This is a genomic window from Rudaea sp. (genome assembly GCF_057139185.1).
Window position 1 is genome coordinate 67,167 of record NZ_DBNHDN010000044.1, and the last position, 13,095, is coordinate 80,261.

10 protein-coding genes are annotated in these 13,095 nt (G+C 64.1%); 5 read left to right on the plus strand and 5 right to left on the minus strand.

All coding sequences use genetic code 11. The features are described from left to right. Window positions 1-2: 2 nt before the first annotated feature. Entirely contained in the window at window positions 3-1,178 is a 1,176-nt protein-coding gene (locus tag AC16HO_RS14725) for a glycosyltransferase (RefSeq protein ID WP_395641533.1), read from the minus strand. Between the two features lie 22 nt (window positions 1,179-1,200). Continuing rightward, complete coding sequence (locus AC16HO_RS14730; protein ID WP_395641532.1) at window positions 1,201-1,422, minus strand: zinc-finger domain-containing protein; 222 nt, start codon at window positions 1,420-1,422, stop codon at window positions 1,201-1,203. Window positions 1,423-1,598: 176 nt separating this feature from the next. Here AC16HO_RS14730 and AC16HO_RS14735 point away from each other — a divergent pair, with 176 nt between their 5' ends. Next, window positions 1,599-2,861 (plus strand): Yip1 family protein, encoded by a 1,263-nt coding sequence (locus tag AC16HO_RS14735; protein WP_395641531.1) that lies wholly within the window; start codon window positions 1,599-1,601, stop codon window positions 2,859-2,861. An 83-nt stretch (window positions 2,862-2,944) separates the two neighbouring features. Here AC16HO_RS14735 and AC16HO_RS14740 read toward each other — a convergent pair whose 3' ends face one another. Then, a complete protein-coding gene (locus AC16HO_RS14740; protein WP_395641530.1) occupies window positions 2,945-3,553 on the minus strand; it encodes a YceI family protein in 609 nt (202 codons plus the stop codon). A gap of 201 nt (window positions 3,554-3,754) precedes the next feature. Here AC16HO_RS14740 and AC16HO_RS14745 point away from each other — a divergent pair, with 201 nt between their 5' ends. Beyond that, window positions 3,755-4,780, plus strand: a complete 1,026-nt coding sequence (locus tag AC16HO_RS14745; protein ID WP_395641529.1) for a mitochondrial fission ELM1 family protein — start codon at window positions 3,755-3,757, stop codon at window positions 4,778-4,780. Between the two features lie 37 nt (window positions 4,781-4,817). On the opposite strand, the gene AC16HO_RS14750 is transcribed toward AC16HO_RS14745, so the two are convergent. Then, a complete protein-coding gene (locus AC16HO_RS14750; RefSeq protein WP_395641528.1) occupies window positions 4,818-5,561 on the minus strand; it encodes a FadR/GntR family transcriptional regulator in 744 nt (247 codons plus the stop codon). 33 nt (window positions 5,562-5,594) lie between these two features. Next, window positions 5,595-8,561, minus strand: a complete 2,967-nt coding sequence (locus tag AC16HO_RS14755; protein ID WP_395641527.1) for a TonB-dependent receptor — start codon at window positions 8,559-8,561, stop codon at window positions 5,595-5,597. A gap of 245 nt (window positions 8,562-8,806) precedes the next feature. On the opposite strand from AC16HO_RS14755, the gene AC16HO_RS14760 reads away from it, so the two are divergent. From AC16HO_RS14760 to AC16HO_RS14770, 3 genes are read left to right on the plus strand one after another with little or no spacing between them, the layout of a single operon-like run. Then, window positions 8,807-11,059 carry an alginate lyase family protein gene (locus tag AC16HO_RS14760; RefSeq protein ID WP_395641526.1) on the plus strand — a complete coding sequence of 751 codons (2,253 nt, stop codon included), beginning with the start codon at window positions 8,807-8,809 and terminating at the stop codon, window positions 11,057-11,059. A 3-nt stretch (window positions 11,060-11,062) separates the two neighbouring features. Then, window positions 11,063-12,316: an MFS transporter gene (locus AC16HO_RS14765; protein WP_395641525.1), complete on the plus strand. Its 1,254-nt coding sequence runs from the start codon at window positions 11,063-11,065 to the stop codon at window positions 12,314-12,316. Between the two features lie 17 nt (window positions 12,317-12,333). Beyond that, complete coding sequence (locus AC16HO_RS14770) at window positions 12,334-13,086, plus strand: SDR family NAD(P)-dependent oxidoreductase (protein ID WP_395641524.1); 753 nt, start codon at window positions 12,334-12,336, stop codon at window positions 13,084-13,086. The last annotated feature ends 9 nt before the right edge of the window (window positions 13,087-13,095 follow it).

Below are 13,095 nucleotides of genomic sequence, written 5' to 3' on the forward strand. Positions count from 1 at the left end.
CATCATCGGCGCAGCATGTCAGAACCCTTCCCTGCCGACGACGAAACCCTCGGCGGAGAACAAGCATGAACGACCTCGGCGTACAGCGCCAACGTCGCCGCCTGCATGTCGGCGAGGCGGTATTTTTCCAGCGGCGCCACCGCTGGTGCCGCGCGCAGCAGCTCAAGTGCGCGTTCGGCAAGCATGGCGCCATCGCCGAGCGGCACAAGGCCGCGCGGATACGCCTCGGCGAGCAGCTCGCCGACGCCGCCATGCGCGTAGCCGAGCACGGGCCGGCCGAGCGCGAGCGCCTCAACCACCGTGCGCCCGAACGATTCGGGCTGTGTCGACAATTGCAGGACGAGATCTGAGATCGAATACACCTCGCGCACGTCGCTGCGCGGTGGCGTGATCGCGAGGCGATCGGACACGCCGCGCTCGTATGCGATCTGCTCGATTTCACTGACATATTTCTCGCGCCCCGCCTCGCGCGCGCCGAGCAGCAGCAGACGCGCATCGACGCCGCGCGCATGCAGCGCGGCGAGCAATTCGACCGCGTCGCGATGGCCCTTGAGGCGCGTGCCGCGGCCGGACAGCGTCAACAACGGACCACCGGCAAGCTGCGGGAATTCGGCGGCGAAACGCGCGCGCCAAGCCTCGCTCGCACGATGGCCGCGCGGAAACTCGGCCGGATCGATACCTCGCGCGATCACTGTGATCCGTGCCGGATCGAGCTGCGGGTAGTGCCGCAGCACGTAGTCACGCAGCGTGTTCGACACGCAGATCACGCGTTCGCCGCGGGTGAGGATCGCGCTGTAGGGTCCGGGCGAATTGAGCCCGTGCACGGTAGTGACGAAGTGCGGCCGTGTCGCCTCCAGCATGCCGCGCAGCGCGTGCCAGCCGATCCACGCGGGCAGACGCGAGCGTGCGTGCACGATGTCGGGGCGGATTGCGGCGAACAGACGCCGCAGCGTCCAGACGTGGCGCAACGTTGCCAGCGACTTGCGCCCGATATCGAGCGCGACATGTTCGCTGCCGTCGGCGATGAACTCATCGAGCAGACGCCCGCCGGCCGAGACCGCGATCGAACGATGTCCTGCTGCGGCAAGCGCGGCGCCGATTTCCAGGGTCGAGCGCTCGACGCCGCCCGCGTTGAGCGCAGGCAACAATTGCACGACGGTCAGTCTGCGCGTGGTCATCGCGACGCGCGGCGGCGCGGAATCAGGACTTGAGGGTATAGACCGCGCCGCAATAAGGACACTTCGCACTGCCGGTGGCCTCGACCGGCAGGTACACCTTCGGATGCGAATTCCACAGCGACATGCCCGGCATCGGGCAGGACAACGGCAGGTCGGCGGCGGTGACCTCGTAGCGATTCTCGGCGTTGGCGGGAATCGTCTTGGCCGTGGCGGGGTTGAGCGAGGCGACGGCGGCGGACGTCATGGCGCACTTCCATTCAGGCAATGCCGCGGCGCGGCGAAGAAGCGCATTCTAGCAAGGTTCGCGCCGCGCACACAGGAATGTGACCCCGTCGACGCTCGTCGATTGTGCGGGGCCGCATTTCGCCGCCTTGAAGAATGCGTATGATGCACCGGTCACCAATCCGACGGGGAAATCGCATGGACTTCAACAAACTGATCGCGCGGGTCAAGAACATCCTGCTGACGCCGAAGACCGAATGGCCGGTCATCGCGGGCGAGCAGGAGACGGTGCAGAGCCTGTTCACAAACTACATCATGATCCTCGCCGCGATTCCCGCGGTGGTCCAACTGCTCAAGCTCAGCATCATCGGCATCTCGATTCCGATCGTCGGCGGAACCTACCGCCTTGGCATCGGCATGGGCATCACCCAGATGGTGGTGGCCTACGTCGTCGCGCTCGGCGTGTGCTACTTGATGATGCTCATCGTCGACGCACTCGCGCCGACGTTCGGTGGCGAAAAAAACCAGGTGCAGGCCCTCAAGTCGATCGCCTATGCAAACACTGCGGGCTGGATCGCCAGCGTGCTCGGCCTGGTCGGCCTGCTCGGCTCGCTGGCGGCGCTCGCTGCGGCGATCTACGGCATCTATCTGCTCTACATCGGCCTGCCGAGCACGATGAAGTGCCCGCAGGAAAAAGCCGGCGGCTACGCGGCTGCGACGATCATCATCGGCTTCGTGCTGTCGCTCGTCCTCGGCATGGTGCTGGCCAGCGTCACCGGCCTGAGCGGCGCGATGACGGGCGCACTGAGCGGCAGCCTGCACTCGTCTTCGACCTACACCCCCGACAAGGATTCCGCACTCGGCCAGCTCGCCGCGATGGGCCAGCGCGCCGAAGCGGCGGGCAAGAAGCTCGAGGCCGCGCAGAAATCGGGGGATGCCAACGCGCAGGCCGCGGCCGCAGGACAGATGCTCGGCGCGGTGCTCGGCGGCGGCGCAGCAGTCGAGGCGCTTGCGCCCGATGCGCTCAAGCCGTTCGTTCCGGAAACGCTCGCCGGCTTGCCGCGCACGAGTTTCTCGGTACAGAAACAGGCGCCGCTCGGCATGCAGGTGTCGATCGCCGAGGCACGCTACGGTTCGGGCGACGGCCCGAGCTATGAACTGACCGTCACCGACGCCGGCGGCGCCAAAGGCTTAATGGCGTTGGCCGGGTTCGGCGCAATGGAAAACGAAGAGCAGACCGATCACGGCTACGAGAAGACCTACCACCAGGGTGGCCGCCTCGTCCACGAACAGTGGAACAAGTCCGGCGACGGCGAATACACCATCGTGCTTGGCGAGCGCTTCATCGTCGCGGTGAAGGGCTCGCGCGTGGCCAACGTCGACGCGCTCAAGGCCGCGCTCGGCAGCCTCAATCTTGCCGGTCTCGAGGCACTGAAGTCGCAGGGCGTCAAGAACGGTTGAAACCGCCCGGTCCGCCCAAGGGACTTACAACCCGCGCACGACGCGAGCCAGTTTTCCTGCCGCCAGCGCGCGCCGCGGCGCGCTTACTTCGCCGCCGCCTGCTTCGCATCGAGCGTGATGCGCACCGCGATCTCGTCGCTGACGTTAGGCAAGTACTTGTCCACGCCGAACTCCGAACGTTTGATCGTCGTCGTCGCGTCGAATCCCGCGGCCTGGACCTTGTACGGCCCCATCTCGAACAGGCCGATCTTGTTGATCCTGGCATTGAGCGTCACCGGTCTGGTCACGCCGTGCACGGTGAGCTCGCCCGCGATCGTGAGGCCGTTGTCGCCGGCCTTCTCGACCTTCGTGCTCTTGAACGTGATCGTCGGGTACTTGGCCGCGTCGAGGAAGTCCGCGCTCCTGAGATGTTCGTCGAGCTTGGCCACGCCGGTGTCGAGTCCGTCGAGCGGCAGGGTAACCGCGACCGATGACCTGGTCAGGTCGGCGCGGTCGAGCAGCACGCTGCCTTCGATCGTTTTCAGGCGCGCGGTCGGGTTGGAGAAGCCGAAGTGGTTCCAGCCGAAGGTGACGTTGCTGTGAGCGGGGTCGATATCGTACTTCGCCACGGCGGTGGCGGGTGCTTTCGCGCCATCGGCGGCGAAGGCCGGGATGCTGGCGAACAACAGGGCGACCAGGATGAGACGTTTCATGGATGCAAATCTCCGAGGTTGGTTGGGTCGATGCCGGAGCTGCGGCAACGTTGCGGTGAACAGATCGTTATTCGATGAACCGCGCCGGATGGTTCAACCCATCGCGGTCCGGCGAAAAGATGGGCGCAGTATATCGGCGCACCATCGGCCCAATGTGTGCACGGATGGGACGGTGAGACTTATCAAACGTACAATCCGCGGGTGAAGCCGGAATCCAACACCCGCCCAACACGCGCCGCCGGCGTCGTCGTCGTTACCGACGGCGCGGCCGGCAACGAGCGCCAGGCGCTGTCGTTGGCGCTGGCGATGCGGGTGTCGCCGCGCGTGCTGCGCATCGCCCTGCGCGCGCCGTGGTGCTGGTTCGGGCCGGGATTCACGCGTGGCGCCAGCCTGTCGATCCTGCGCTGGCAGTGGAAGATGCTGTCCTCGCCGTGGCCCGCACTCGCGATCGGCTGCGGGCGCCATGCGGCCGTGATCACCCGCGCGCTGCGCGAGGCGAGCGGCGGCGCCACGTTCGCCGTGCAGATCCTCGATCCGCGCGTCGACCGCGGGCATTTCGACCTCATCGTCGCGCCGCGTCACGACGGTCTCGAAGGCGACAACGTCATCCAGACCATGGGTTCGCTCAATCCGGTGGATGACGCCTGGCTCGCCGAGGCAAAAGTGGAATTTTCCACTTTGCGGCAATTGCCGCAACCGCGCACTGCCGTACTCGTCGGCGGACAACGGCACGGACTGGACATGGATGACGCGTGGTTCGACGCCCTGCTCGCGCGGCTCGAACGCTGGCGCGAACGCGATGGCGGCTCGCTGCTGATCACGACCTCGCGGCGCACGCCGCCGGCATGGCGCGAGCGCCTGCGCAGCGCGTTCAGGAACGGCACCACTTGCTTCTGGGGCGGCGAAGCCGACGGCGTCAATCCGTATCCGGGCTATCTCGCCGTCGCCGACCGCATAGTCGTCACCCCCGACTCGGTCAACATGCTCAGCGAGGCCTGCGCGACCGGCGCACCGGTGTTCACCTCGCTGCCGGCACAGGTACCGGCCAAGCTCGCCGCGTTCCACGCCGAACTCTCCGGCCAGGGCTGGCTGCACGACATCCATGCAGACCGTGCCGTGCCGCGCCAGCCGCCGCCAATGCGTGAAATGGCGATGGTCGCGAGCAAGGTCTGGCACCGCATCGAGGCGACGCGACCCGATGTAGCGGTGGCGTTGGGCGCCGGTTAGGGGGGACGCATTTGCGCTGGACGATTGCGCGCGCGGTTCAGATACGCGTCGTGGCGAGGAAGCGCTCGCGATTCTGTTCGGTCGCGCGGCGAATCTCCATCAACGCATCGTGCTCGGTTGCGCTGAGCATCGATTCGAACAGACGCTGGAAATGGTTGCGCATTGCGTTTCGTGCCGCCGTTGGATCGCGCTTGCGCAAGGCCGAGAGAATTTCCGCGTGCTCCTCGGTGCGCGATTGCCAGTCGTGGGTACATACACGCATGTATACCTCGCGTACGCGCGGCAATTCGTTGCGCATGCGCCAGATCAGGCCGACGCAGTACTCGACCACGGGATTGCCGGCGATGCGCGCGATCGAAAGATGGAACTGCCTGTCGGCTTCGCCCGCAGCCTCGTCGCTGACCTCCGGACCGGCCATTGCCGCGACCCAGCTTTCCAGCTCGCGCAATTCGGCATCGGTGATGCGTCCGGATGCCAGCGCGGCGGCTTCGGCTTCGATGACGGCGCGCGCCGCAGTGAGATCGAACGCACTGACGTCGGGCAACGCATCGGGTGCGCGTTCGGGGGGCGCCAGCACGTAGGCCCCCGAGCCCGTCCTGATCGCGATCCGCCCCTTCGCTTCGAGCGCGATCTCCGCCTCGCGGATCGTCACCCGGCTGACCTTGAAGCGCTCGGCAAGGTCGCGTTCGCCGGGCAAGCGCGAGCCCGGCGGAAACTCGCCCGATTCGATCAGCTCGAGGATCGCCGAGGAGATGGAGTGATAGAGACGGCTTTCGGACATCTGGTGGTGATCTTCGCTCGGTACGGGAGAAGACTATTTGAACTGGTATTTTATTCCAAGATAGTAGCGCGGGCCGAACGCCGCATCTTCGTAAAAGCTGCCCGGAATCGGCATGTACGAGCGCTTGAGGTAGCCGTTGAGATTGGAGCCCTGGAGGGAGAACGACAGCGCATCGTTGACCTTGTAGGTCATGCGGAAATCGAGCACACCCGTATTCCCGACATAGCGGTTCTGCGAAGGGCCGGCCACGAACTTCTCGTAATATTGCGATCGATAGTTGTAGATTGCCTGCATCTCCAGGCGCTTGAGCGTATAGATCAGCGAAGCCGAGTACACCGTTTTCGAATACCCGAAGACGCTCGCTGGCTCGACGATGCGCGGTGTGACCGCACCGGTGACGGGATTGACCAACTCACCCAGACGCAGATCCTCGGTCTTGAAGTCGGTCAGCGCGTAGTTGTAACCCAACTTGAAGGCCAAGCCGTCGAACGGGTGTGGCAGATAGGAGAGGCGGTGCACGGCTGACAGTTCGATGCCGGTCAGGTCGCTTTTCTTGTTGGTCGTGTCCATGACCACCACCGGCACGGTCACGGGGGTGCCGTTGATGACGTAGGTTTCGTTCGACACGGACGAACGATAACCACCGTTGAATTGCTTGTAGTAGAGCGCTGCACTCAGCATCGAATCCGGATTCGGGTACCACTCGAACGAGAAATCCGCATTCCACGACATCAGCGGCTTGATTGCCGGGTTGCCGTTGGCGGTGACGTTCTTGAGCGCATCCTGCAGCGATGGGAAGGAATTGGTCGGATCCACGGTGAACACGCGTCCCGCGCCGAGGTTGCTCCAGTCGGTGCGTGACATGGCGCGGTAAAGACCGAAGCGGAACAGTTTGTCCTCGGCGAGGTCGAACGCGACATTGAGGCTCGGCAGCGGTTCGGTGGACGACGCATTGAACGTCTGCTGGGTGACTTGGCCGCTCGGCTGCAACGAGATCGTTCCGTCCGGGTTGTTGATCACGTTGAGACCCGTGCGACCACCGATGGAGCGATCGCTGGTTTGAACCAGACGTACGCCGACATTGCCGGTCACCGGCAGGCCGAACAGTTCCGAAGAAAATTCCCCCATCAGATAGGCCGCGTTCGTGCGTTCGCGCACATCGGTCGTCGCCATCGGGTCGAAGCCGCCGGGAACCCTGCCGGTATCGTACACGCCGGTCAAGGCTTTGTAGATGCACAAGGGATCGAACGTCGCCCAGCTCGTGATCGCGTTGCCGCTGTAGCCCGCGAAGAAATCGGTCTGGCGGAAGTCCTCGCGACAAGCCAGGTTGGCGGCACGAATCGTCGCCGCGTCGGTGTAGTTGAACGGGATCTTCTCGCTCTGCTGGGTGTAGATGGACTTGGACAGGCGTACGCCGAACTTCAGGGCGGTGAACGGGCCGCCCGCCGGAGTGTAGTTGGTATCCAGACGCCAGGCGCGAATGATGTTGTGGCGCGGATTGTCGGTGCGCGTGATGTTGATGGGACCGGCGAAATTGTCCGCATTACCGAGATCGAACCGCGGATCGACGACGATGGTGGGTGCGTCGGCCCCGTTGTAGGCATACGTGTAGTTGACGCGCTGACCATTGATGACACCCGCAACCGGGTTGCCATTGATGTCCTTGGCGTTCGAGAGCAAGGTAATCGAACGCGTCGTGTCCTGCCGGTAGTCGCGCGAATAGGCGAAATCGTTGTCGATCGTGAACGAATCGCTTGGACGCCAACGCAGTTTCAATCCGCCGCCCGAGTAACGCTCGTCACGTGTGTAGTAGGTCGGGTTCGCTTGAATCGTCGAGTTGCCCGCGGCGGAACGCAACACCCCGTTTGGATCGTACTGGAGACTGGTCAGGCCGCGGCGCGCCTCGGTGAAGTTGAGATCGGCCCGGCTTTCGTCGGTGCGCGGATGGCTCACCTGCCAGTCAAGGTTGGCCTCGAAGCGGTCGTTCAAGCGCCATTGCAACGCGCCGGTAAAGGTATTCATCTGCCGCTTGTCGACCAGTTGGCGATATTGGCGCGAGTTCGGTACCAGATAGTAGGGTGTGCCGGAATTCGCCTGTTGCGGCGTGACTGCGGTGCAGTTCGACGTCGCCGAGCTCTTGATCGCGGCGTTGCACGCGTTCCAGGTCGAACTGCTCGAAATCAAATCGTCCGGGTTGGTTCCACCGTTGTTCTGGAGGCTCAAGGCAAGGCCGAGATCACCCGCCTCCCCCAGATGGAACTGATCGACGTAGCTTGCCGTACCGCGCCAGCCCGGCGTTCCGGACCCGTAGTACGGGGAATCGTCATTGCGCCGGTTCTGATAGCCGGCATAAATGGAAAGTGCCTGGAACTGGAGCCGCTGCTTGCCGAAGTCGAGTGGCTTGAGCGTTTCCAGTTCGACCGTGCCGGCGACGCCGCCTTCGATCAGATCCGCGCGCTGCGTCTTGTAAACGCGTACGGTGTTGACCATTTCGGCCGGGAACTTGTCGAAGTTGACCGAGCGGTTGCCGCTGCCGTTGGAGATTTCACGACCGTTGAACGACGACGCGGTCAGAAATGGTCCGAGACCGCGCACGAACAGTTCGGTGGCGCCGTTGTTCTCGCGATGCGAGCTCACGCCGGTGATCGTCTGGATCGCGTCGCCGATCGAGAGCGCCGGCAGGTCGCCGACATCCTTGGCCGAGAGCACGTCGGAAATCACCGTGTCATTTCGCTTGTTTTCGATCGAACTCTGGATCGAGCTGCGAATGCCGGTGACGGTGATGGTCTCCATCGAAGTGGATTTGTCTTTGTCCGCCGCTGCGGATGTATGCGTACCCGCGGTTTCGGGTGGCGCTGTGGTCTCGGCGGACCGGGCTTGCTGCGTCGTGTCCTGCGCGACGACTTCGCTGACAACGCACGCCAAGCTGATGGCCAAGGCACGGCTGAGCACGGTACGGCGGATGGACGGCGCGGCAGCGCGTTCTACGTATTGCGGCATGACTCCCTCCCAAATGGCCCGCTCGTTACGAGCCTGCTTCATATCAAGACACACGTCCTTACCAATGTCAACATATTGGTATGTGAATATTACATACCTATAAACAATACCAATTTATAAATTTCTCGCCGAATATCGCAATTTATTGGTATATGACATTTTGCATATTGGTAAGCCAATCTGGTTGACAATCAAGCGCCAACTAGGGTTAGATGCATGCTGCACGCTCCATCCAGGGAAACAACATGGCTTTGCGCCTGCGCGTTGTACGGCTTTGGACCGGCCTTGGTCTGGCCGCAGTCGTCGTCGTCATGATGGCCGGAAGCAACACCGTACAGGCCGCTTCCACCGCGGCAACCGCGCCGGTACTGGTGCGGGCCGACGAATGGCAGCGCATGGCCAACGCCGAGCATCGCCCACCCCTGTTCGCGCATGAACTCGAACATACCGTGCGCCGAGTGCGCGCGGCGATGCAGGCCGGCATTCACGTGCCCGTACCGAAGGATCCCGGTGGTGGCGCCACGCATGAGCAGCACAAGCGCAACTACATCGCAATCAAGGATGCCGGCACGCTGTACCGCTTGACCGGAGACCGGGCCTATGCCGACTTTGCGCGCGACCTGCTCCTTGCCTACGCCAAACTGTACCCGACGCTCGGCAAGCATCCGGCCAGCGGCGACCAATATCCCGGGCGGTTGTTCTGGCAGGTGCTCAACGACTCGGTCTGGCTGGTCTACGCGATCCAGGGTTACGACGCAATCCGCGACACGCTCTCGGTGCAGGATCGCCAAAACATCGACGACAACGTGTTCCGGCGCATGGCGCATTTCCTTTCCGACGAGTCGCCGCAGAATTTCGACCTGATCCACAACCATGCGACCTGGGCCGTGGCCGGTGTTGGCATGACCGGCTATGTGCTGCGCGATCGTGACCTCGTCGACAAGGCGCTGCTCGGTCTGCACAAGGACGGAAAAGCCGGCTTCCTGCGCCAGATCGACTTGCTGTTTTCGCCCGACGGTTACTACGAGGAAGGTCCTTACTACCAGCGCTACGCGTTGCAGCCGTTCGTAATCTTTGCCGCGGCAATCGAACGCAACGATCCGCAACGCAAAATCTTCGAGTACAAGGACGGGGTTCTGCTCAAGGCGGTCGATGCACTCGTGCAATCGAGCTATGCAGGCCTGTTGTTCCCGATCAACGATGCGCTGCTCGACAAGGGTCTGGACAGCGAAGAGATCGTCACCGGCGTCGACATCACCTACGCGCACACGCACGACGCGGGCCTGCTGTCGATCGCGCATCGCCAGAACCGCGTGCTGCTGACGCCGGACGGTCTCGAGACCGCGCAGGCCGTGGCGGCAGGCAAGGAACAACCGTTCACGTTCCGCTCGATTCTGCTGCGCGATGGCCCCGATGGCACACGCGGCGGATTGGCGATCCTGCGCGAAGGCGGCGAGCGCGGCCAGGCGCTGGTCATGAAGAACACGATGCAGGGCATGGGGCACGGCCATTTCGACCGGCTCAATTGGCTGTTCTTCGACAATGGCCAGTGCATCGTCAGCGACTATGGTTCCGCACGCTTCCTCAACGTCGAGGCGAAGTCGGGCGGCATCTACCTGCCCGAGAACAAGAGTTGGGCCAAGACCACCGTCGCGCACAACACGCTCGTCGTCGACGAGCAAAGCCAGTTCGGCGCGAACTGGCAACGGGGTGAGGAACTCGCACCAACGAAGCTGCGCTTCGAACACAGCGAAGGCCTGCAGCTGGCCGGCGCGACCATGGAGGGTGCGTACCCTGGCGTGGTATTCAACCGCACGCTGGCCCTTGTCGACCTCGGTGACGGCAACCTGCCAGTCGTCGTCGACCTGCTGCACGCCACGAGCGACAAACCAGCGCGATTTGACCTGCCGCTGCACTTCAACGGGCACATCATCACTCAGGGCTTCGCGGCCGAACGTCATGTCGACACGCGCCCCGTGTTCGGCAAAGCCAACGGCTACCAACATCTGTGGGTTGATTCTGCCAGCGCCGCAACGAGCGAGCCGCGCTACCTGAGCTGGTTGTTGGACGGGCGCTTCTACACCTATCGCTTCGGCGCCAGCGTGCCGACCCGCGCCTACATCGTGGAGAGCGGCGCCAATGACCCGAACTTCAATCTGCGCCGCGAACCCGCGTTGATCCTGCGCGCCGATGGCGCGCGTGAGGCGACGTTCTTCGCCGTACTCGAGCCGCACGGCAAGTATGACGGTACCGCCGAGTTCGTCAGCGGAGCCGCGCCTCGCGTGCGCTCAATCGAGCAACTGCGCGGCGACGACGGCGACGTGATCGTGCTGCACCTGGCAGGCGATCGCGAAGTGGCGGTCGCCATCGCCGACTCCGCGAGCGCTGGCGTCAACCACACGGTGGTCGGCAACGGCAGACGTTACGCGTGGCAGGGTGGTTCTGCGCGCATCCTCGCGCCCGTGGCGCAGGATGCACAGGCGCAAGCGAAGCACTGAGCGATGAAACCCTCGCCGCTGCGCTGGACCATTGCCGGGCTGATCGGCCTGGCCACGATCGTCAACTACATCGACCGCAACGCGCTTGCCGTGATGTGGCCGGAAATCGCGAAGGAAATCGGCGCGAACAAGGACGACTACGCGCTGCTCATCACCGTGTTCATGATCGCCTACGCGGCGGGCCAGTTGCTGTTCGGCAAGGTATTCGACCGCATCGGCGTGCGTCGCGGCTTCATGCTGTCGATCTCGGCCTGGTCGCTGGCCATTGGCCTGCACGCGGTGACTGCGTCAATCGCCGCATTCTCCGCGGTGCGCGGCATGCTCGGCTTGAGCGAAGCGGGAGCATGGCCCGGCGCGGTCAAGGCCAACGCACAGTGGTTTCCCGAGCACGAACGCGCCTTCGCACAAGGCCTGTTCAACGCCGGCGCATCGCTCGGCGCGATCGTGTCGGCACCGCTGATCGCGTTGTTGTTCCTGAAGTTCGGCTGGCGCGGCACGTTCGCGCTCATCGCCGTGCTTGGCTTCCTTTGGCTGCTGCCGTGGTCGCTGATCTATCGTGTCGACGTCGATCGTGATCCCGCGACGCGCGACGCGCAGCCCGCCGACACCACACCCCGACTGACGCTGAAGCAACTGATGGCCTACCGGCAGAGCTGGGGTATCGTGCTTGCGCGCCTTTTCCTCGATCCGGTCTGGTGGCTGTTCGTGTCTTGGCTGCCGATCTATCTCGCCGAGACCTTCCACTTCAACATCCTGCAAATCGGCCTGTTCTCGTGGGTTCCCTACGTCGGCGCGATGTTGGGCAGCCTGTTCGGCGGCTGGTGTTCCGGCTGGCTGATTGCCAACGGTCGCAGCGTCCACCAGGCACGCAAATGGACGATCACGTTCGGCGCGCTGCTCATGGTGCCGGGCTTGATCGCGGCAATGCATGCAGCAACGCCGACGTTCGCGGTGCTTGCGATTGCGCTCGTGCTGTTCGGTTTCCAGGTCGCGATCGGCAACGTTCAAACCCTGCCCAGCGACGTGTTCCAGCAAGGTTCGGTCGGCTCGCTCGCCGGCGCCGGCGGCCTGGCCGCGGTGATCGGCACACTCGTGACGACCTGGCTCGTGCCGTCGATGACCGTGCATTCCTACACACCGGTCTTCGCACTCGCGGCCGCGCTGATCCCACTCGCGCTGATCGCGGTCTGGTGGGTCGCAGGCCCGATCCACCGCGTCGGCGACGCGCCGGTACACGAAGAAGTTCCATCCACTTGATTCGAGGAGAGACGCACATGCAAGCGACGCAAAAAACGGCGATCGTCACCGGCGGTGGACGCGACATCGGCAGCGAGGTCGCGGTGAAGCTCGCCGCGACGGGCGCCCGCGTGTGCATCAACTACGCCCACGACGAAGCCGGCGCGCGACGCACGCTCGAGCGGATCGAACATGCGGGCGGCCGCGCGATCGTGCATCGCGCCGATGTCACGCGCGCAAGTGAAGTCGAAGCGATGGTCGCGGCCACGCGCGCGGCATTCGGCGAGCGCATCGACATACTGGTCAATGTCGCGGGTGGTTTGATCGCGCGCAAGCAGCTCGCCGAGATCGACGAGGTGCATTTTCATCGCGTCATGGATCTCAACATGACCTCGACATTTCTCGTCACGCGCGCGGTCGTGCCATACATGACGGCGGGTGCGGCGATCGTGAACTTCGCCTCCCAGGCGGGACGCGACGGTGGCGGCCCGGGCTCGGCGATCTACGCGGCGGCAAAGGGCGCGGTCATGACCTTTACGCGCGCGATGGCGAAAGAGCTCGGCCCGCGCGGCATCCGCGTCAACGCCTTGTGCTGCGGCATGATCGCGACACGCTTCCACGACGAATTCACCAAACCCGAAGTGCGCGCCGCGGTCGCCGCAGCAACGCCGTTGCGCCGCGAAGGCCGTGCCCAGGAGGCTGCCGACGCGGCGGTCTACCTCGCCTCCGACGCCGCGAGCTTCATCAACGGCGCGAACCTCGACGTCAACGGTGGCACGTTCCTTTCCTGAGCGGGGCAC